Genomic DNA, 20,559 nt, shown 5'->3' with positions numbered 1-20,559 from the left:
GCCATATGCCTTCGGTCATTGTCATCGGTGCGGGGTTCGGTGGGCTCGGGATGGCTATCGAGCTGCAACGGAATGGGTTTCGGGAGGTGACCATTCTGGAGCGGGCGGCTGATCTGGGCGGGGTGTGGCGGGAGAATACGTATCCGGGGGCGGCGTGTGATGTGCCTTCACCGCTGTACTCGTTCTCGTATGAGCCGAAACCCAAATGGCGGCAGCGGTATTCGGGGCGGGAGGACATTGTCGCGTATATCCGCGGGGTGGCCGGGCGGCACGGGCTGTTCGAACAGATCGTGTTCGGGGCGGAGGTGACCGAGGCGGAATTCGATGAGGTCAGCGGGCAGTGGACGGTGCAGACCGCCGATGGCAATGCGCGGACCGCCGATGTGCTGATCTCGGCGGTCGGGCAATTGTCGCGGCCCGCGCTGCCTGCGATCACCGGGGTCGAGAGCTTCGCCGGGGAGTCGTTTCATTCGGCGCGGTGGGATCACGGTGTGCAACTGACGGGGAAGCGGGTGGCGTGCATCGGGACCGGCGCCAGTGCCATTCAGTTCATTCCCGAGATCCAGCCGCAGGTCGCGCAGCTGACGCTGTTCCAGCGGACGGCGGCCTGGGTGCTGCCCAAGTTCGATACCGATTACCAGCCGATTCATCAGCGGGTGCTGTTGCATGTGCCGGGATTGCCGGCGGCGGAACGCTTCTCGTGGTGGGCGATCGCCGAGTTCGTGGCGTTGGGGCTGGTGGAGTATCCGGGGATCACGCGGGCCGTGGCGCGGATGGCCGGGAAACATCTCGCGGAGCAGGTCACCGATCCGGAACTGCTGGCCAAGTTGACGCCGGACTATCCGATCGGGTGTAAGCGGGCGCTGTTCTCCAATGATTACTACCCGGCCTTGGCGCAGCCGAATGTCACGGTGGAGACGACGGCGATCAGCGAGATCGCGCCGGAGGGGGTGCGGACGGCCGACGGCGTGCTGCACGCGGCCGATGTGATCATCTACGGCACCGGGTTCAAGGGGACGGAGTTCCTGTGGCCCATGAAGATTCGCGGGCGCGGTGGCCGCAATCTGGCGGATGTGTGGGAGGGCGGTGCGCACGCCTATCTCGGCATCACGGTGCCGGACTTCCCGAATATGTTCCTGGTCTACGGCCCGAATACGAATCTCGGTGTGGGATCGATCATTTACATGATCGAGTCGCAGGCTCGATATATCCGGCATGCCGTGCAGTTGCTGGCCGAACAGCCCGGACACTGTCTGGAAGTGCTGCCGGAGACCGAGCGCGAGTACAACACCGCGCTGCAGCAGCGGCTGGCTCGCACTCCGTGGAACTTCTGTACCAGCTGGTATCGCACGAAATCCGGTCGCATCACCAACAATTGGCCTGGGACCACCCGCAGTTACCGCCGCCGCACCCGCAAGGTCCGACGCGCTGACTACCGACTCACCCCGGCATGAGCACGACCCACAGCAAACCTGTGGCATATTCACGCCATGCGCACTCGCCTCCCGCTCTCAGCGCTGCTCGCACTACTGGCAGTCCTACCCCTCACCGCCTGCGGCTCCGATAATCCCGACCGGCCCGCGGCCACCTCCGCCGCGACCACCACGGACCCCGGCACCGAACAATTCGACCTCTACGTCGCCGACCGGCCCGTCCCCTGCAACGGCGTCGCCCCCCAAACCTGCCTCCAGGTCAGCCGCACCGCCAACGGCCCCTGGGAACTGCACTACACCGGCATAGCCGGCTTCGACTACCAGCCCGGCTTCCACTACCAACTGCGCATCGAACAGCGTCCCTGGCACAACCCGCCCGCCGACGCCCCCTCTTTCACCTGGCACCTCGTCAAGGTCATCGCGAAGGATCCGGCGCAGTAGGACCGGCCGCACAGGTTGCGGCACACCGCCGCAATCCAATACATGCATAGTTGCGCATGTATGTAGAAGCTGTCGAACTTGTGTGAATGTAGTGAGGTCTACCTGGGGACACGCTGGGACACGGCAGACTGGTTAGCGTGACCGATTCGTCCCAGACTCGTAATGCCATGCCGGAACGGCGGGGTGGGTCCGTTCTTGCGCACGGGCCGCTTCGGCCGATCGAACTCGCTACCGGGGCGGTGCTCGGCGGGGCGACCGTCGGGCTGGTGACCGTGGGGTCGCTGGTGCCGTTCGCGGCGGCGCTGCAACTGGTGGCGGCGGTGCCCATCGGGCTGCTCGCGCACCGGCATCGGCTGCGGGCGGTGTTCACGGCCACGGTCGCCGGGACGCTGGTGACGTTTGTGGCGGCGGGGCTGGCGCCTGCGATCAATCTGGTCGGGGTGGCGGTGATCGGCGGGATCATCGGGATCGTCAAGCGGCGGCGCGGCGGGCTGCTCGCGGTGCTCGGACTGTCCTCGCTGGCCGGGCTGGTGTTCGCGATGTTCTCGGTCGGAATGCTGCTGGTGCTCTCCGGGACTCGGCATCTGCTGTTCGACAATATCCGCAACAGCGCCAAGGGATTGCAGAATCTCGCGGCGCGGCAGGCCCTGCTCGAACCGCTCGGGCGGCACATCGCCGGGTACACCGAAGCGGTCCTGCACTGGTGGTGGGCGTGGATCGGGGGCGGCATCATCGCGGGCATGCTCGTCAGCGGCATCGTGTCCTGGTTCGTGCTCGGATCGGTGCTCGATCGGCTGGCCTGGCTGCCGGGTCGCGATGATCTGCTCGATGCGCCCGCCGACGATCGGCCCGTCGCGCCATTGCCGATCACCTTGCGGCAGGTCGCTTTTCGCTATCCTGAAGCGCACACCGACGCGCTGTCCGGCATCGACCTGACCGTGCAGGTGGGCGAATTCGTGGCGATCGTCGGGCACAACGGGTCCGGAAAGTCCACGCTCACCAGGATTCTCGCGGGGCGGCCACCGACCGGCGGTACCGTCACCCGGCCCGGATCGGCGGGGCTCGGAGTCACCGGCGGCACCGCAATGGTGTTGCAGCGCCCGGAAAGTCAGACGCTCGGTGTACTCGTCGAGGATGACGTGGTGTGGGGGCTGCCCACCGAACTGGCCGCGCAGGTCGATATCGACGGACTGCTGGGCGAAGTCGGACTGACGGGTATGGGCAGGCGCGAAACCGCCACCCTCTCCGGCGGACAGCAGCAGCGGCTCGCCGTCGCCGCCGCGCTCGCCCGCAAACCCACCCTGCTGCTGGCCGACGAGGCCACCTCCATGATCGATCCGGAGGGACGGCGCGATCTGGTCGCACTGCTCGCCGAACTGCCGCGCCGGCATTCCATGGCGGTCGTGCTGGTCACCCATCACGAGGCCGATGCGGCGGCCGCGGATCGGGTGGTGCATCTGGAACGCGGGCGCTCGGTCGACCATCTGCCCGCGTGGCCCCGGCCGGTGCGGGATCGCCGGCAGCGGCCCATGGGCGATACCGTCCTCGAGCTGCGCGATGTGCGGCACACCTACAACCACGGCACGCCCTGGGAGGCGCCCGCTCTGCACGGCATCGACCTTTCGGTGCGGCGCGGTGAGGCGCTGCTGATCGTGGGCGGCAACGGGTCCGGCAAATCCACGCTCGCGTGGATCATGGCGGGGCTGACCGTCCCCAGCGGCGGCAGTTGCGAGCTGCGCGAATTCACCGGCGCCCGACCCTCGCACAAGCGAATCGGGGCCGTGCAGTTGGCATTTCAGCATTCCCGGCTGCAATTGCAGCGCCAGACCGTCGGCGGCGAAATCGAGGACTGGGGTGGTCGCGGCACGGCCGCCGTGGCCCGCGCCCTCGATGCGGTGGGCCTGGATCGGGCGCTGGCCTCGCGTTCCATCGAATCGCTCAGCGGCGGACAGGCCAAGCGCGTGGTGCTGGCCGCCATTGTCGCGAGCCGCCCGGCGGTGGTGGTGCTCGACGAACCACTGGCCGGACTCGATCCGGAAGGCCGCGCGGGGGTCGTGGAACTGCTTGCGCGACTGCGGGATTCCGGGCTGACGCTGATCGTCATCTCGCACGATGTCGCCGATATGGCGGTCGTCTGCGACCGCATCGTGCACCTGCGCGACGGACATCTGATCGACAACGATGCCGCCGCACCCCATTCCGCCGCCGCCGCGGCGCACGATTTCACCGGAGGCCTCCGATGAGCGTCATTCTCCGCGAGGTTCCCGTCGACAGTCCGGTGCACCGGCTCTGGGCCGGCACCAAGATCGTCGGTGTCTTCGTCTTCAGCGTGCTGCTCATGTTCACGCCGTCCTGGGGGCTGCTGGCGGTCAGCGCGGTCTTTCTGATCGCGGTGTGGTTCCTGGCCCGGTTACCGCTCGGCACACTGCCGCGGTTCCCGTGGTGGATCTGGTTCGGCATTCTGATCGGGGCGGGCATCAACGCACCGGTCGGCCTGGACGCGGTGCTGCGCTACGCACAGATCATTCTCTTCGGATTCCTGCTGCTGGGCGCCTCGTTCCTGGTCGCCTGGACCACGCCCATGGGCGAGATCGCGCCCGCGCTGGCCAAGCTCGGCGCACCGCTGCGCCGGCTCGGCTGGACCCGCCGGGGTGTCACCCACCGCCTGCCCGTGGACGAGTGGGCCGTGGTGGTCGCGCTGACCCTGCGCGGGCTGCCGCTGCTGCTCGAGGAGCTGCGGATTCTGCGCGCGGCGCGCAAGCTGCGGCCCAAGGATTCGCTGGTGCACCGGGCGTCGGAGAACCCGTTCGTGGACATTCTGACCGCGAGCATGGCCGTCTCCAGCCGGCGTGCGGGTGAGCTCGGCGAGGCCATCACCACCCGCGGCGGCACCGGTGAGCTGACCGCCCGGCCCAGCTCGCCGGGTCGATCGGATGCGGTGGCCCTGGTGTTGCTGGTGCTGCTCTGCGCGGCCGGAATTCTGGTCGAAGTACTGCTCTGATCTGACACAGGTGGCAAAAATGGTTCGACCTGTCGGCGGGGCGCGCTAACGTAATCCCTAGCAAAGGGGTAGTTGCAAACGCGTGGGGGCTCAACACATTTCCGGATGGAAGGGAATTGATCGTGTTGAGCACGGGTTTGCCCCGTAGGACCTGATGAAAGTTGGAAAGCCAAATGATGCTGCGCAAGATCACCGCAGTTGCCGCACCTATCGCAGTTGCGGTCGCCATCGCGGGAGCCGGTGTCGCACATGCCGATTCCGCTGTTCCCGATATCGGATACCAGGCGAACCTGGTCGGCAACACCGTGGTGACCACTCTAACGAATGGTCGGTTCGAACTGACCGGCTCCGCGGTGAACATCAAGGACACCGCGGGTAACACTTTGGTGAGCCTGCCGCTGTCCTTCGAGGACAACGGCACCGCGTATCCGCTGACGAGTTCGCTCGCCGACGATTCCCACACGCTGTCGCTGACGGCGGTCAAGAATGTCGCCGCGGCGTACCCGGTGGCGGTCAAGCCGGTGGCGTCTCCTTCCGAAAACCTGCTGGCCATGCAGACTTTCAGTAGCCAGTTCGGCATTGCCACCGCCATCGGCGGCCTCATCGGCACCGCGCTCGGCGCACTGGTCGGCCTGTCCGGAATTGTCGCCGGGCCCACCGTCATCGCCAGCGTTATCGCCGGCGCCGCGGTCGGCGGCATTATCGGCACCCTGGTGGTCGGCGGCCCCGCGCTGCTCATCGCCGGAATCGACCTCGTCAACACGCTCGTGGCAGCTCCCGGCACCACCAAGTACAACGACAGCACCGTCAACTAGTCGTCGGTACCGAATTCTGTTGGGGCGCGCACCTTTCGGTGTGCGCCCCGACCGGTTCAGCGCACCGTGCAGCCCGGGGCCACCGGTTGCCCGGCGAAGCGGTCGGCGAGGAAGTTCATCGCGCCGAGGGACTCCACCGCGGCGGCGGGATTGTGGCCCGGAATGGCGGAGTGCACGGCCGTAATGTCCGCTCCCAGTGCGCAATAGCGATCCACCAGGGCGGAGAAGCCCGCGACGGGAATCACGTCGTCAGCGGTGCTGTGATACATGTACAGCGGGACATCGGGCGCGCTCGCGCCCAGCTCCTGGCGCTGCGTGGCGGCCACGAACTGCGGATGCCACAGCAGATTCGGTGTATCGGAGTATTCATCCAGCTGCTGATTCACGTGCCGCAGCACCAGATCCGCACCACAGGCCGTGGACTCCTGCGCGACGAGATCGCGGCCGCGATCATTCAGATCCGATAGCAATCCCGAGCCGATATCGTTGCGCGCGAACGCAACCAGCATGAGGACCGCCAGACCGGCCTGCGTCTGACCATCGACCCGGCGGGCGATATCCGCGATACCGGCGGGCACACCACCGGAAGCCACGCCCGCGAACGACAGCTCCGGAGCATAGGCCGCCCGCTGCTGCATGGCCCACAGCGTGGCGAAGGCCCCGCCCGAGTATCCCCAGGCGCCGATCGGACTGCTATCGGTAATGCCTGCCGGTGCAAACGATTTGGCGGCGCGCACACCGTCCAGCACCCCTCGGCCCGAATTCACCCCGTCGAAGAACCGCGACTGCGGCCCCTCGTAATCGGTGACCACAACGGCCCAGCCCCGCAGCAGCATCGCGGTGAGGAACGGAATGTCCAGCGCCGTATTGATGATCGACTGATCCCGCCCGCCACCGAGCGCGAACGACGGCGCGCACCGAGTCCCGAGGCTGTCCTCCGCCACCTGATACGACAGCAGCGGCCGCCCACCCGGCCCGAGCCACGGCACCATCGGCGTGAGCACCGTGGCCACGTCCGCAATCGCCGCCCCCGCCGAATCCGTACTCCGGAACTGCAATTGCCACCCCGCAACAGGCAGCGGCAACCCCCACGCCGAGATCGGCCGCGAATTCAGCACCGCCCCATCGGGGAAGGACCCCACCGCCGCCGGCGCCACATAAAACGAATCATCCTCAGGAAACGGCACATCCGCCGAGGCCACCGGCGCGACCACCACCCCCGCCAGAATCACGACAATCCCCACCACGCCAATCCGCCGGCGCACCGCACCCCGCCGCACGAATCGCACGAACCCTGTCACCGCCGACCGGCCCCACCCTGCGCCATCGCTCCCGCACGCGAATAGTCCGAACCCCAACCCATTCCCCCGCATATCGGCCTCCAGCGTCGAATGCCCCGACGCCCCGGTCCCGACGGACTCGCACCCGACCGACGGCTCCAGCGCCTCGGAGAACCACCATTACAGCGACCATACCCCCAGGTCAGCGCCTTCCCGCGCGCCCGAAAGAAGCCACGCCGCAACAACACCCCACCAGCAACATCTGTACCAGCACAACTTCAGCACTGAGCCGACGAATTCGTCGCGGCCTGTGGACCGAGAGGGCGGCACCATCTCCGGCTCGGTCTCGAGCAATCGCTCCACGGCGCGCCGATGAGACGGCAGCCGGGGCAGGCATTCGCTTCGCCTCCTTCCAGGGACTGCAAAGCTGGGCACGTGGAGCCGATTCAGATAGAGGCCAGTAACTTGGAAGTGGATCTGTTTTAGAAGGCCAGCTGTCGGGATGATTGGCGCATGTTGTTGCGTCGGCTGGTTGCCCTCTATGTCGGGTTGTGGTTGTACGGCTTGTCTATGGCGGTCATGCTGCGGGCGGCGCTCGGGCTGGATCCCTGGGATGTTTTTCATCAGGGGGTGGCCGACCATGTGCCACTGAGTTTCGGGACCATCGTTGCCATTACCGGAGCCGCGGTATTGCTGGCCTGGATACCTTTACGGCAGATGCCGGGGTTGGGGACCATCAGCAATGTCGTGGTGATCGGGGTGTCGGTGGATGTCGGGCTGCGGGTGCTGCCGCAGCTGGACGGGCTCTGGTTACGGGGCGGGGCCATGGGTGCGGCGGTGGTGCTCAATGCGATTGCCACCGTGCTCTATATCGGCGCGGGCATGGGTCCAGGTCCGCGTGATGGACTGATGACTGGACTGGTTCGCCGGACCGGGCGGCCGGTCTGGATTGTTCGGACCTCGCTGGAAGTCACCGTGCTGGCGATCGGCTGGATACTCGGCGGCAGCGTCGGCATCGGAACCCTGGTCTACGCCTTCGGGATCGGGCCCCTCATTCACCTGCTCATCCCCTTCGCCGACCGCTTCCTGCCCGGCTTCCGGGAAGTCCCCGCGCAGGCCGCCGACCACGGCCCGGCCGCCGCTCCGCTCCCGGTGACAACTCCCTAGTACTGTGGATTTTCGAAAGCTGTTGTGGGAGCTACCGATTACGGAGAGCGATGCGACACGGTAATGGAGTGCAGATTCCGGAGACGCTCGAGGATCTGTGTGCGCCGGATCGGCTGGCGGTGATCGTCTACGACATGCAGGTCGGGGTGGTCGGGCAGCTGCCGGACGGGCAGCAGGTGGTGGAGCGGGTGGTGCAGGTGGTCGAGGCCGCCCGGCGCGGCGGGTATCCGGTGATCTTCCTGCGGCACATGTTTCTGCCCAAGCGGCTCATGGGAGCGTTTGCGCTGCGCATGGCCATGAACTGGCAGGGCGTGGATTCGGTGGACGAGGTGAATCCGATTCTGCAGCCCGATTCGCCCGGTTTCCAGCTCGTGCCGGAATTGCGGCCGCAGCCGGACGAGGTCGTCTTCGACAAGACCACCATGTCGGCGTTCGAGGGCACGCCGGTGGCCTCGACGCTGCGCGATCTGGGCATCGGCGCGTATGCCATTACCGGCGTGGCGCTGGAGATCGGCATTGCGCCGACCGTCGCGCACTCGACCGATCTCGGATTCGTTCCGGTGGTGGTGCGCGATGCCGTCGGTGGCCGGGACGAGGCCGGATTGGCTCGTGCCTGGGACGAATTCGCCTTCCAGGGCAATGCCCTCGTCACCGATACCGGCACCCTCGCACCGCTGCTGGAGAAGAACTCCTGGCCGCCGGCGCGCTGAAAGCTCAGTCCGAGGCGGGAATCCAGGCCGGATGCCACAGGCGTCCGGCCTCGGTCCAATTCATGAAGCGGACCGTGCCGGTGAGTTTCGGGCTCACCCAGACGGCGTCCTTGCTCTCCTCGGCGGTGAGCTCATTGTCGAACGGGCCGGTCTTGCGCTCCAGGCGGCGGAGCCGGGCAGACAGGTCGGTCAACTCCCGATCGGTGAAGCCGGTGCCGACCCGGCCCAGGTAGTAGAGGCCGCCCGCATGCGGAATGCCCACCAGCAGCGAGGCGAATTGGCGGTTCTCCGAACTGCGATAGCCGCCGATCACCACCGGCAGCGTGCGCCAATTGCGGGTCTTGATCCAGGAACTACCGCGGCGACCGGGCAGATAAACGGAATCGCGGCGTTTGGCCACCACTCCTTCCAGGCCGTTGTCCTGGCTGTATCGGAGGGCGTCCGCCCCCGAACCCGAGAGGCGGGCCGGAACCACCAGGGACGGAGCCTGTTTCGCCAGGGTCTCCAGGACGAGGCGGCGATCCTCGTAGCGCTTGCGCAGCAGTGAGGTGCCGTCGAGGTGCAGGACGTCGAAGGCCGCGAAGACCGCGCGATGCGAATCGGCGCGCAGCAGGCCCTGGTTCGCGACGCCGTGATCGTCGAAGACCACCGCCTCACCGTCCAAAAGCACACGGTGACCGGATAATTCGCTGCCGAGTGCGGCCAGGCCGGGATAGCGGGCGGTGACCACATGCCCGGTCCGACTGCGCAGTGAAACCGTGCCGTCGTCGATTTCGGCGATCAGGCGGAAGCCGTCCCACTTGGTCTCGAACGCCCAGCGCTCGGCGTCGAGCGTGCTGACATCACCCGGCGTGGCGAGCATGGGCGTCAGGCCGTGCGGTAGCGGCACCGGCTCCTTGGGCTTTGAAACCTGTTGAGCACCATTTCCTTTCGTGGCGTCCCGCGCGGCCTGATCCTTCATGAGATGCATGAGCCACTGATTGCCGTTGGTCTGGATGAGCGCGTATCGGCCGTCCAGGCGCTGCCCGCGCAGCCGGACGATGACCTCGTCCGGGCGCCACTTCTCCGTCTCGTAGACGCCGGAATCCCAGATCTCCATTTCCCCGGCCCCGTACTGCCCCTGGGGAATAGCGCCGTGGAAGTCCAGATACTCGAGCGGATGATCCTCGGTGTGCACGGCGAGCCGGTTCTCGTGGGTGTCGATCGGCGGACCCTTGGGCACGGCCCAGGACACCAGCACGCCGTCGCGCTCGAGGCGCAGATCCCAGTGCAGCCGCCGCGCTCGATGCTGTTGGATCACATAGCGATTCCCGGCACTCGGCACCGGGGCGGTGGCAGGCACCGGCTCCGGCGTCTGCTGCGCATCGCGCATGGAGCGGTAGGTGTCGAGGCGATCGCCGGTGCGCTCGGGCAGCGGCTCGTCCAATCCCGCCAGCAGATCACCGTTCTCCTGCCATCGTCGCAGCACCTCATCGAAGTGCAAGTGCCGCAACCGTTTCGGCTTCTCGATCTCCTCCCAGGCGCGCGGTGCGGCCACCCAAGGCTCGGTGCGGCCGCGCAGTGAATACGGGGCGATGGTGGTCTTGGCCGTATTGTTCTGGCTCCAATCGAGCAGCACTTTGCCCTCGCGTGCCGATTTGGCCATATTCGCCGTCACCAATTGCGGGCGCAGCTGCTGCAGATTGGTGGCCACCTGCTTGGCGACGGTGGATGCGCCGTTCGGGCCCAGCTGCCGATCCAGCGGCACGTAGATATGAATTCCCTTGGAGCCGCTGGTCACCGGATAGGCGTCCAGGCCCACCTCACGCACCACATCCCGCAGAATGAGCGCGACCTCCGCGCACTGCGCCAGTCCGGCGCCCGGCCCGGGGTCCAGATCGAAGACCAGCCGGGTGATCGGACCACGCTCGGTGCCGTCGAAGATCCATTGCGGCACATGTAATTCCAGCGCCGCCTGCTGGCCCAGCCAGGCCATGGCGGCCACCGATTCGATGAGCGGATAGACCACCGGCCGGTCGGAATGCTCTACGGTGCGGCGCGGCAACCATTTCGGCGCATGCTCGGGCAGATTCTTCTCGAAGAAGGACGACTCGTCGACCCCGTTCGGCCAGCGTTTGCGGGTCACCGGCCGGCCCGCGATATGCGGCAGCAGGGCCGGGGCAATAGCGGCGAAATAGTCGATGACCTCACCCTTGGTGGTGCCGGTGGCCGGGTACAGCACCTTGTCGAGGTTGGTCAGACCAACCTCGATGCCCCCGAAATCCCGCCGGGACCCCATCCCTGCAGTCTAGAGCGCATGAAAAGCCAACGGGCCGTTCAGGACACCGGCGCGTTCTCAGCCGGAACCGAACGGCCCGCAACGACCTGGCTGGAACTACGCCGGAGGCTGCTCCCCCGGAGCGGGTTCCGGAGCCGGCTCGGCCACCGGCTCCGGGGCGGGCGCGGCCGCCGCCTCGGCCGGTGCGGGCTCGGCGGGAGCGGCCGGAGCCGCCTCTGCCGCGGCATCGGCCGGGATGGCGTTCTTGACCGCGTCGGCACCCTTGTCGATCTGCGACGAGTACTTCCCGCCGGTCTTCTCGTTGAGGACATCCTTGCCCTTGTCGACCGCTTGCTCGATCTTGTCGGCGTTCTGGGCCGCCACTTCCTTGCCCTTACCGACCAATCCCTTGAGCGTGTCTATCAGACTCACAGCCCCTGCTCCTTCACTCTCGGTCCTAGGTCATTCGCGGACATCCTCCCACCAGGTATCCCGTGGTGGGAGGCCAATCGGGTCGATCCGCTGTCCCGGCTTCGGCACGGCGACCGCGGTGCCCGCCTCCCGCGCCGCCGCGACCAACCGGCGTACCGGCTCCGACCAGCCGTGAAAGGCCAGATTGAAGGTTGCCCAGTGGATCGGCACCAGCAGGCCGTAGCCCGGGTCTCCGACACACAGATCGGCGTGTGCGCGCACCGCCTCTTCCGGATTCATGTGCACATCCGGCCAGTGCCGGTCGTACGCGCCGATGGGCAGCAGGGTCAGATCGAACGGGCCCAGCCGCGCACCCGCCTCGGCGAACGCCTTGGTGTAACCGGTATCGCCGCCGAAATACACCCGGCGGGTCGGACCGGCGATGGACCAGGACGCCCACAGCGTGGTGTTGCGCACCAGCCCGCGCCCGGAGAAATGCCTGGCCTCGGAGCAGGTGATGACCAGATCGGTGCCGTCATCGTGCTCGCGCTCCAGTTCGGAGAGGGAAACCGAAGAGCCCCAATCCAATTCGACAATGCGCTGCGGCGGCACCGACCACTGCCGCAGATGCGCGCCGATGCCGATCGGGACGATGAACACCGCCCGCTGGGTGCGCACCAGCGTATCGATGGTGTCGCGGTCCAGATGGTCGTAGTGATCGTGCGAGATGAGCACCGCGTCCAGCGGCGGCAGCGCCTCCAGCGGCGTCGGCACCGGATGCAGGCGGGCCGGGCCGACCAGCGGCGAGGGCGAGACGCGCTCACTCCACACCGGATCGGCCAGTACGCGATAGCCGTCGACCTCGACCAGGCAGGAGGCGTGGCCATACCAGGTGACCGCCAGATCAGCGGCCTGGTCGGGAACAACCGGGGTCTCCACCGGGATCTGCCCCGGCGGGCGGCCCGTATCCCGCTGTGTCACAAGCTGATACAGCAGATCCAATCCGGAGCCGGTGAGCTGTGAACTCGGCTCGGTGTTGTGGAACTGCCCCTTGCGATAGGTGGTGGCGCCGGTCGCCGTCGGCGCGATGGCCGACGTCGAGGCGCCGATGGCGGACGGGATGCCCCAGGCCGCCCGCACCAACCAGGAGATTCCGAACGCACCCGCAGCCATACCCACCAGTCTGCGCGCGTTTGCGGCCATGCGCTCTCCGTTCATCGGCCGGTGAACTTCGCCGGGCGCTTCTCCAGCCGGGCCGCGCGCGCCTCCTTGGCATCGTCGCTGGCCCAGGCTGCCGCCAGGGCCGCGCTCTGCTCGGCGGTGTCCGTGGTCCGGCTGCCGTCATCATTGAAAACCAGCTTCATATGCCGCAGCGACAGCGGCGCGAGCTCGGCGATCTGCTTGGCCCACTGCTGTGCGTCGGCCAGCGTGCCGAGCTTGTTGGCGAAGCCGAAGTTGTAGGCGTCCTGCGCCGTGATCCGATCCGCGCCCAGCAGAATGGTGCGCGCCGGGCCCGGGCCGATCAGCGCCGAGAGGCGCCGCACGGTCCAACGGTCCACGGAGATACCGAGTTTCGCCGCCGGCACGGCAATGAACGAATCCGGGCTCATCACTCGCAGGTCCGAGGCGATGGCCAGCTGTACCCCGGCGCCGAGCGCCCCGCCGTTGATGGCGGAGATCACCGGAACCGGCACCGTCTGGATGGTGGCCAACATACCTAGTAGGCCCTCCAGGAAGGTGTCGGAGTAGACCCCGTCCAGATCAGCGCCGGCGCTGAAGATCGGTCCCTGGCCGGTGAGCACGATGACGCGCGCCGATTCGGCGGCCTGCTCGATCGCGTCGCGCAACAGCCCGACCAGCTCTTCGTTGAGTGCGTTCCGTCGTTGCGGACGCTGCAGTTCGATGGTGACAACTTCGCCATCGCGGCTGACTCCGAGCATTTGTCCTTCCCCACTGTGCTGCGTACCCATGGTCATCTCAACTGTAAGCGGGCGTACCGTCTGGTTCGTGACCGCAACACCCGATGTCGAGATCCTGGTGATCGGTGCGGGCCAGGCCGGTCTGTCGGTGGGCTACCACCTGCGGCGACTCGGGCTGCGGCCCGAGGAGGATTTCCTGATTGTGGACCACTCCCCCGCGGCGGGCGGGGCGTGGCAGTTCCGGTGGCCGTCACTGACTTTGAGCACGGTGAATCGGGTGCACGATCTGCCCGGTATGTCGTTCGAGGAGACGCTGCCGGACGGCTCGGAGCATGCGCAGGCAGCCACGGCGGTGCCGCAGTACTTCGAGTTGTACGAGAAGCGCTTCGATCTGCGGGTGCACAGGCCGGTGTCGGTGCGGGTGGTGTGCGATCGGGCCAGTGCTGTGACCTGCCCGAATGAACAGGTCGACGGTCTGCTGCATGCGGAGACCCGGCCGGGCGGCAGCGGCGATGAAAACCGAACGGTCTCTACTCCTGTGGTGGACAGCAGCATTCGCACGCGCGGACTCATCAATGCCACGGGCACCTGGGACAAGCCGTTCATCCCCTACTACCGCGGCGCCGACCGCTTCCGGGGCAGGCAACTGCACGCCCACGACTACCGCACCGCGGCGGAATTCGCCGGCAAGCACGTACTCGTGGTCGGCGGCGGGATCACCGCCATCCAGCTGCTCGACGAAATCTCACAGGTGACGAAGACCACGTGGGTCACCCGGCGCGAACCGGTGTTCCGCGACAAGAGCTTCGGGCCCGAGGACGGTCGTGCGGCGGTCGCCATGGTCGAGGACCGGGTGCGGCGCGGACTGCCGCCCGGCTCGGTGGTATCGGTGACCGGACTACCCGAGGACGACCGCGTCCGCGCCGCCCGGGCGCGCGGCGTGCTCGACCGAAAACCCATGTTCGACCACCTCGAAACCGACGGAATCCGTTGGGCCGACGGAACTTTCCAGCATATCGACGTCATCCTCTGGGCCACCGGATTCCGCAGCTCACTCGATCACCTGGCCCCGCTGCGCCTGCGCGGGCCCGGCGGTGGCATCACCATGACCGGGCAGCTGGCCACCCAGGTGGCAGCAGACCCGCGCATCCATCTGATCGGATACGGACCGTCCGCCAGCACCATCGGCGCCAATCGAGCGGGGCGCGCGGCCGCGGTAGAACTCACCACTTATCTGGGCCTGCCGCACCGATGAACAAGGCCGGGCGAATAGCGGGATTCGCGGCCCGGCAGCCGATTCCGAAATTCCGGATCGTGCCGGGGCTCACGCCACGACAGCCCGGGATGCGGTGGACGCCTTCTTCCCGCCGGGTGCGCCCGGGTCGGCGACCAGGCCGAAGCGAATGAGGCCGGCGGCGGTGTCGAGGAGGGTTTGTTCGACCGGGCGCATCGTCCAGCCGAGTTCGGCGCGCGCCTTGGCCGCGCTGACTCGCTCCGTCTGACCGAGGTAGCGGGCGGCGGTGCGAGCTGCCGGATTGAAACGGGCGGTGAGACGGATCAGCCAATCGGGCAGGACACGGGTGGGGACGCGGTAGGTAGTCGCCAGGGTGCGAGCCATGGTGGGGAGTGAGACCTGTTCTCCTGCACAGATATAGCGGCTACCCGCCGCTCGAGGTGCGGTCATGGCGAGGCGGTGGGCGATGGCCAGATCGCGGACGTCCACGGTGGCGAAGCCGAAATTCGGGACGCCGGGCATTTCGCGGGACAGCAGCAGTCGGACCGCGTCGACGGAGGTGCCGGCTACCGCGCGCTGCACCGGGCCGAGAATCATGCCCGGATTGATCACGGACAGTTCAAGTTTCGGGTTTCCGGCAACAAAATCCCAGGCGGCGCGCTCGGCGAGGGTTTTGCTCTTCTCATAGGCGTTGCAGGCGGCGGGATCCGACCAATCGGCTTCGGTGAGGTCGCGGCCGGGGTTGCCGCAGCGGACGGCGGCCACCGACGAGGTGAGCACCACGCGCTCGACACCGCTCGCCGCGGCGGCGCGCAGCACACGCAGGGTGCCGTCCACCGCGGGGCGGATCAGGTCGTCTTCGTGTTCCGGCTCGGCGGACGGGAAGGGTGAGGCGGTGTGCACGACGTAGCGGCAGCCCTCGACCGCATCGGCCCAGCCGGCATCCGAGCCGAGGTCGGCCGCGACCAGCTCCACGCCGTCGAGATGGGACAGGTCCGCGCGGCCCGGCGAGCGGACGGTTCCGCGCACCCGGTAGCCATTGCTGAGCAGTTCACTGATGACATGCCCGGCGACATAGCCGGAGGCGCCGGTGACAAGAACGAGATCGGACATGAGCGGGTTCCAATCTAAGCAGTGTTCAGAATCTAAACACTGTATAGATGCCGGGGCGCGGTGAAGTCAACCCCTTACGCTCATTCCATGTCGCCGACCAAGGACCGCTATCACCACGGAGACCTCCGCGAAGAACTCCTGCGCGCCTCGCTGCGGCTGATCGACACCGAGGGACTGGCGGCGGTGAGCCTGCGGCGGGTCGCGCGCGAGGCCGGGGTGAGTCCGGGCGCGCCCTACCACCACTTCACCGACCGGGCGGCGCTGCTGGCCGCGCTCTCCACCCGCGGCTTCGAATTACTCGGCGCGGCACTGCTTTCCATCCGCGACAACACCACCTCGGCCCGCGAGGCGCTGATCGAGATGGCCGAGGGGTACGTCGGATTCGCGCGCGAGCACCCGACCTATTTCCGGCTGATGTTCCGCCCGGAACTCTCCCAGCCGCACAACCATCCGGACACCGAGGATGCGGGCGACGCCGCCTTCGCGATCCTCGAGGACACGCTCGCCGACGCCACCCGGGCGGGCGAGCTACCGGCCGAGGACGCCGAAACCCTGGCCCTGGCCTGGTGGAGCCTCGCGCACGGACTGGCCTCGCTCACCCTCGACGGCAAACTCGAGGCGCGCGCCGCGCATATGGGCACCACCGCGGCCGCGCTCGCCGACCGCGTCACCCGGATGTTCACCGACCTCATCGACAGCAGGTGGCCACAGCGGTGAGGCGAGCGCGGGCGGGATCAGGCGGGCGCGTCGATCTGGAAGGTGTCCGGGTCGGGTCCGATGCGAGTGCCGTTGTCCAGGCTGTTGATTCGCGACAGCTGCTCGTCGGTCAGTTCGAAATCGAAGACCTCGAAGTTCTCGGCGATCCGGGACGGGGTGACCGACTTGGGGATGGCCACATTGCCGAGCTGCATATGCCAGCGCAGGATCACCTGGGCGGCAGTGCGGCCGGTCTCGCCCGCAATGGCGGCGATGACCGGATCCTCCAGCTCCGCGCCACGGCCCAGGGGGCTCCAGGCTTCGGTGATGATGCCGTGCTCGGAATGGAAGGCGCGCAGCTCGGTCTGGGGCAGGTAGGGGTGTAGCTCGATCTGATTCACCGTCGGGGCCTCACCCGTCTCGGCGATCACCCGCTCCAGATTGGCCCGGGTGAAGTTGGAGACGCCGATGGAGGTGACCCGGCCCTGCGCCTTGAGTGCCTGCAGCGCGCGGAACGAATCGACGTACAGTCCGGCCTCAGCAATCGGCCAGTGAATCAGGTAGAGATCCAATCGGTCCAGCTCGAGACGCTTCATGCTCTCGTCGAACGCGCGCAACGTGGAGTCGTAGCCCTGATTGCTGTTCCACAGCTTGGTCGTGACGAAGAGCTCGTCACGCGGCAGGCCCGATTCCCGCAGTGCGCTGCCCACTTCGGACTCATTGCCGTAGATGGCCGCGGTATCGATACTCCGATAGCCGACCTGCAGTGCGGCCGCCACCGCGTCGACGGCCTCCTCGGCGGCGACCTTGAACACGCCGTAGCCGAGCTTCGGCATGACCTGCCCGTCGTTCAGGACGATGGAAGGAACTGCGCTGGTCTCGCTCCGGTAAGTCACCATTCCGACCGTAGAAGCGGTTTACCTGGGCGTCAACCACGCGCCCGCGCGTGTCAGCCCCGGATATCCATATGTGAACGAGCTAACTTTCAGCAGCTACCGGCCCGCGCCCCACGTGCAGGCGGGATCAAGGCTGACAGTGAGATCGCAGGGACTGAAAGAGCCGGTACCGGCGAGGAGCTTCTGCATCGCATCCGAGCTGCCGGACGACGCTCCCAGGCTGTACTCGAGCGCCCGCACGATCGAGGCGACCATGCTCGACGAACCCGAACCGGCCGAACCCGAGGCGGCGGAGCCCGTATCCGCGGAAGCGGTGGTGACGCCGGTGGTCAGCGCCGCGGCCGCGACCGCGCCGATCGTGATGAGACGAGCAGTTCGGTACATCAGAAGCCTCCGCGATTCGGACTCGCGAAGCAATTACCTTACGCCGCAAGCAATTCCGTCTGTGTCGCTTCGTCACGGTAGTGAAATGTGCGCGCTTCTGTGAGCCCCCAAAAACGGTGCCACCAAATTCGGTCGCAGCATTCAGCCGGGCAGGCCCAAGCGGCGATAGCGGCGATGCCGGACGGCCCGGAGCTCTGCTACCGGCTTCGAGGTCAGTTCGGCGAGTTCGACGGCGATCGCCGAGACCATGCGGAGGGCGAAATCCACGGGCTCATCGGCGGCATCGGGATATTCGGGGACGATGGTGTCGACTATGCCGTCCGCGCGCAGTTCCGTCGCGCGAATGCCCTGCGTCGCAGCCATTATCGGGGCGTGCAGGGTATCGCGGTAGACGATGGCGCTGGCGCCCTCGGGCGGGAGGGGGGCGAGCCAGCCATTGGCGGCGGCCAGTACTCGGTCGGCGGGAAGCAGGGCGAGCGCGCCGCCGCCGCTGCCCTGGCCCAGCAGGACCGAGACCGTCGGGGTATCGAGGGTCACCAGATCGGCTATGCAGCGGGCGATTTCGGGAGCCAGGCCGCGCTCCTCCGCCTCACGGGAGAGTGAGGCGCCGATGGTGTCGATGACCAGTACCAGCGGTACCTGCAGTTCGGCGGCCAGGTGCATGGCGCGGCGGGCTTCCCGCAGCGCTGCGGGACCCATTGTCTGGTCGGGCGATTGACCGGCGCGATCGTGGCCGAAGAGGACGCACGGCTGGCCCCGCAATCGAGCGAGGGCGTGCACCACCGTGCGGTCGGATTCGCCTTGGCCGGTGCCGGACAGGGGAACTCGATCGGTCGCGTGGCGGAGCAGGTCCCGAATTCCCGGGCGGTCGCCGCGGCGGGAGATGAGCACCGACTGCCAGGCCGGCACATTGTCACCGACCTGCAGTGCCGGACCGCGCAGCTCGTGCCCGGCCTGCAAAATCCCCACGCCATTGTCGAATTCGCGGGTGTTGCTTTCCATTTCGGTGAGCGGCTGCGGTCCGTCGCAGAGCACGTTCAGGGTGCGGTGCGCGATGCGGCGAAACACCGAGACCGGCACCACGCCGTCGATGACGCCGCTGTGGTAGAGATTTTCTGCGGTCTGCACACCCTCAGGGAAGTTGCGGCCGTACAGTGCCTTGTACACGCGCGGACCCAGGAAGCCGATCAATGCCCCGGGTTCGGCAAAAGTCATGTGCCCCAACGATCCCCACGAGGCGAATACGCCACCCATGGTCGGATTCCGGAGATACACCAGATACGGATGCCCAGCGGATCGGTGCGTCGCGATGGCGCCGGCGATCTTCACCATCTGCACGAAAGCGACTGTGCCCTCTTGCATTCGAGTGCCACCGGAGGTCGGCGACGCCAGCAGCGGCAGGCCGAGCTCGGTCGCGCGCTCCACCGCAGACACAATGCGTTCGGCCGCTGCCACACCGACAGATCCGGCGAGAAAACTGAATTCACAAGCGATTACGGCAATACGCCGCCCACGCAGCAACCCGGCACCGGTGAGCACCGACTCGTCGGTGCCCGCCGACAACGCGGCCGCCTCCAACTCCGCCCGGTACGCCAGGGAAGCGGAGACTTCGATCGGCGGTCGATCCCAGCTCTCGAAGGAACCGGGATCGAGCAATTCGCCGAGCAATTCGCGCGCCGAAATCTTCACGGGCGCGAGCATAGTTGTGCACCACGTGCGTTGCCCGCGGCAACGCTGGTTCGCGGCCCTCGAAGCTCGAATCTTTTCCTACCGGCAGTCCTTCGCCGCGCCCGACTGGCGCGTGCGGGTATCGCCGCAGTCCGGATTCGAGCCGCGAACTAGTAGCCCTGCACTACCTTGCGCAGTGCGTACTCGGTGACGGCGACGAGCGCCTGCTTCACCGGTTCCCGTCGACGGGCATCCATCGACAGGATCGGCACATCCGCGGGCACAGCGAGTGCCTGACGGATGTCCTCCACCGGATACCTTGGCGCATCATCGAATTCATTGATCGCCACCAGGAAGGGTAGGTTCCGCGCCTCGAAATAATCGACGGCGGCGAAACTGTCTTCCAGGCGGCGAGTATCGACCAGCACCACCGCGCCGATGGCGCCGCGGATCAGGTCGTCCCACATGAACCAGAAGCGGTACTGGCCGGGCGTGCCGAACAGATACAGCACCAGGTCGTCGGCAAGACTGATCCTGCCGAAGTCCATGGCCACCGTGGTGGTGGCCTTCGACGGGACACCCGTGAGGCTGTCCACGCCGACACTGGCATTGGTCACCAAAGCCTCGGTGCGCAGCGGAACAATCTCCGAGACGGCACCTACCAGGGTCGTCTTACCCACACCGAAACCACCGGCGACCACGATCTTGGCCGACGTGGGCTTGCTTGTGCGCGTATCGACCTGTGTCGTCGAATCAAATACGCCGGAGTCCACTGAGAACCCTTTCGATCAGCTCGCGACGTTCATCGTCGCTGGAATCGTCTTTCAATGTCGCCGAAACCCGCACATGGCCGGCATCGATGAGGTCGGCGACCAGCACCCGGGCCACCCCTATCGGGATACCCAGGCGCGCGGCGACCTCGGCGACAGACGGCGATTCTCTACACAACTCCACGATTGACGTCTCGATGTTGGTGAGTTCGAACTGCCGCTCGAGGGCGACCGGATGCGATGCGACGAGCGCCTCCAACGCCAATTCCACCTTCGGCCGCGTACGGCCGGCGGTCAGGGAATACGGGCGGACGAGGCTCGGCTCGGCGCTACCGACGCGTTCGTTGTCTATGTCCATCCCGCC

General features: G+C 67.0%; 19 protein-coding genes and 1 pseudogene. 9 read left to right on the top strand and 11 right to left on the bottom strand.

Going from position 1 to position 20,559, the window contains the following annotated elements; all coding sequences use genetic code 11:
- The first annotated feature begins 5 nt into the window (after positions 1-5).
- From ABZX86_RS16460 to ABZX86_RS16440, 5 genes are all read left to right on the top strand, one after another.
- Positions 6-1,454 carry an NAD(P)/FAD-dependent oxidoreductase gene (locus ABZX86_RS16460; RefSeq protein WP_355124230.1) on the top strand — a complete coding sequence of 483 codons (1,449 nt, stop codon included), beginning with the start codon at positions 6-8 and terminating at the stop codon, positions 1,452-1,454.
- A 36-nt stretch (positions 1,455-1,490) separates the two neighbouring features.
- Entirely contained in the window at positions 1,491-1,874 is a 384-nt protein-coding gene (locus tag ABZX86_RS16455; protein WP_355124228.1) for a DUF4377 domain-containing protein, read from the top strand.
- 137 nt (positions 1,875-2,011) lie between these two features.
- Entirely contained in the window at positions 2,012-4,117 is a 2,106-nt protein-coding gene (locus ABZX86_RS16450) for an ATP-binding cassette domain-containing protein (RefSeq protein WP_355124226.1), read from the top strand.
- Positions 4,114-4,875 (top strand): energy-coupling factor transporter transmembrane protein EcfT, encoded by a 762-nt coding sequence (locus ABZX86_RS16445; protein ID WP_355124224.1) that lies wholly within the window; start codon positions 4,114-4,116, stop codon positions 4,873-4,875. The genes ABZX86_RS16450 and ABZX86_RS16445 overlap by 4 nt, the downstream gene beginning before the upstream one ends.
- A gap of 173 nt (positions 4,876-5,048) precedes the next feature.
- Positions 5,049-5,690: an ammonium transporter gene (locus ABZX86_RS16440; RefSeq protein WP_355124222.1), complete on the top strand. Its 642-nt coding sequence runs from the start codon at positions 5,049-5,051 to the stop codon at positions 5,688-5,690.
- Between the two features lie 56 nt (positions 5,691-5,746).
- Here the strand turns inward: ABZX86_RS16440 and ABZX86_RS16435 are convergent, their stop codons facing one another.
- Positions 5,747-6,934, bottom strand: a complete 1,188-nt coding sequence (locus ABZX86_RS16435; RefSeq protein WP_355124220.1) for a lipase family protein — start codon at positions 6,932-6,934, stop codon at positions 5,747-5,749.
- A 549-nt stretch (positions 6,935-7,483) separates the two neighbouring features.
- Here ABZX86_RS16435 and ABZX86_RS16430 point away from each other — a divergent pair.
- Both ABZX86_RS16430 and ABZX86_RS16425 read left to right on the top strand, forming a co-directional pair.
- Positions 7,484-8,137, top strand: coding sequence for a hypothetical protein (locus ABZX86_RS16430; protein WP_355124218.1), 654 nt, complete (start codon positions 7,484-7,486; stop codon positions 8,135-8,137).
- A gap of 50 nt (positions 8,138-8,187) precedes the next feature.
- Positions 8,188-8,847 (top strand): isochorismatase family cysteine hydrolase, encoded by a 660-nt coding sequence (locus ABZX86_RS16425; RefSeq protein ID WP_355124216.1) that lies wholly within the window; start codon positions 8,188-8,190, stop codon positions 8,845-8,847.
- Between the two features lie 4 nt (positions 8,848-8,851).
- Here ABZX86_RS16425 and ABZX86_RS16420 read toward each other — a convergent pair whose 3' ends face one another.
- The 4 genes and pseudogenes from ABZX86_RS16420 to ABZX86_RS16405 form a co-directional block, all read right to left on the bottom strand.
- Complete coding sequence (locus tag ABZX86_RS16420; protein ID WP_355124214.1) at positions 8,852-11,125, bottom strand: ATP-dependent DNA ligase; 2,274 nt, start codon at positions 11,123-11,125, stop codon at positions 8,852-8,854.
- A gap of 231 nt (positions 11,126-11,356) precedes the next feature.
- A pseudogene (locus ABZX86_RS16415) lies at positions 11,357-11,536 on the bottom strand (antitoxin); the annotation flags it as partial.
- Positions 11,537-11,566: 30 nt separating this feature from the next.
- Positions 11,567-12,718 (bottom strand): MBL fold metallo-hydrolase, encoded by a 1,152-nt coding sequence (locus ABZX86_RS16410; protein ID WP_355124212.1) that lies wholly within the window; start codon positions 12,716-12,718, stop codon positions 11,567-11,569.
- Positions 12,719-12,729: 11 nt separating this feature from the next.
- Positions 12,730-13,455, bottom strand: coding sequence for an enoyl-CoA hydratase (locus tag ABZX86_RS16405; RefSeq protein WP_327143576.1), 726 nt, complete (start codon positions 13,453-13,455; stop codon positions 12,730-12,732).
- A gap of 67 nt (positions 13,456-13,522) precedes the next feature.
- Between ABZX86_RS16405 and ABZX86_RS16400 the strand changes: the two genes are divergently transcribed.
- Entirely contained in the window at positions 13,523-14,689 is a 1,167-nt protein-coding gene (locus ABZX86_RS16400) for an FAD-dependent oxidoreductase (RefSeq protein WP_355124210.1), read from the top strand.
- A 69-nt stretch (positions 14,690-14,758) separates the two neighbouring features.
- On the opposite strand, the gene ABZX86_RS16395 is transcribed toward ABZX86_RS16400, so the two are convergent.
- Positions 14,759-15,781 (bottom strand): aldehyde reductase, encoded by a 1,023-nt coding sequence (locus ABZX86_RS16395; protein ID WP_355124208.1) that lies wholly within the window; start codon positions 15,779-15,781, stop codon positions 14,759-14,761.
- Positions 15,782-15,868: 87 nt separating this feature from the next.
- On the opposite strand from ABZX86_RS16395, the gene ABZX86_RS16390 reads away from it, so the two are divergent.
- On the top strand, positions 15,869-16,498 hold the full coding sequence (locus ABZX86_RS16390) for a TetR/AcrR family transcriptional regulator (RefSeq protein ID WP_355124206.1): 630 nt from the start codon (positions 15,869-15,871) through the stop codon (positions 16,496-16,498).
- Positions 16,499-16,515: 17 nt separating this feature from the next.
- On the opposite strand, the gene ABZX86_RS16385 is transcribed toward ABZX86_RS16390, so the two are convergent.
- The 5 genes from ABZX86_RS16385 to ABZX86_RS16365 form a co-directional block, all read right to left on the bottom strand.
- Positions 16,516-17,373: an aldo/keto reductase gene (locus ABZX86_RS16385; protein WP_355124204.1), complete on the bottom strand. Its 858-nt coding sequence runs from the start codon at positions 17,371-17,373 to the stop codon at positions 16,516-16,518.
- 96 nt (positions 17,374-17,469) lie between these two features.
- Complete coding sequence (locus tag ABZX86_RS16380) at positions 17,470-17,757, bottom strand: hypothetical protein (protein WP_355124202.1); 288 nt, start codon at positions 17,755-17,757, stop codon at positions 17,470-17,472.
- Positions 17,758-17,898: 141 nt separating this feature from the next.
- Positions 17,899-19,458, bottom strand: coding sequence for a carboxyl transferase domain-containing protein (locus ABZX86_RS16375; protein ID WP_355124200.1), 1,560 nt, complete (start codon positions 19,456-19,458; stop codon positions 17,899-17,901).
- Positions 19,459-19,595: 137 nt separating this feature from the next.
- A complete protein-coding gene (locus ABZX86_RS16370) occupies positions 19,596-20,198 on the bottom strand; it encodes an ATP/GTP-binding protein (RefSeq protein WP_174562575.1) in 603 nt (200 codons plus the stop codon).
- Entirely contained in the window at positions 20,179-20,553 is a 375-nt protein-coding gene (locus tag ABZX86_RS16365) for a DUF742 domain-containing protein (protein WP_297623103.1), read from the bottom strand. The genes ABZX86_RS16370 and ABZX86_RS16365 overlap by 20 nt, the downstream gene beginning before the upstream one ends.
- Positions 20,554-20,559: the final 6 nt, after the last annotated feature.

Origin of the sequence: Nocardia sp. NPDC006630 (assembly GCF_040611495.1) — a bacterium.
In the GTDB taxonomy this organism is placed as follows: domain Bacteria; phylum Actinomycetota; class Actinomycetes; order Mycobacteriales; family Mycobacteriaceae; genus Nocardia.
The sequence above is the reverse complement of the archived record's forward strand: the minus strand, read 5'-3'. Positions and strand labels throughout refer to the sequence as shown.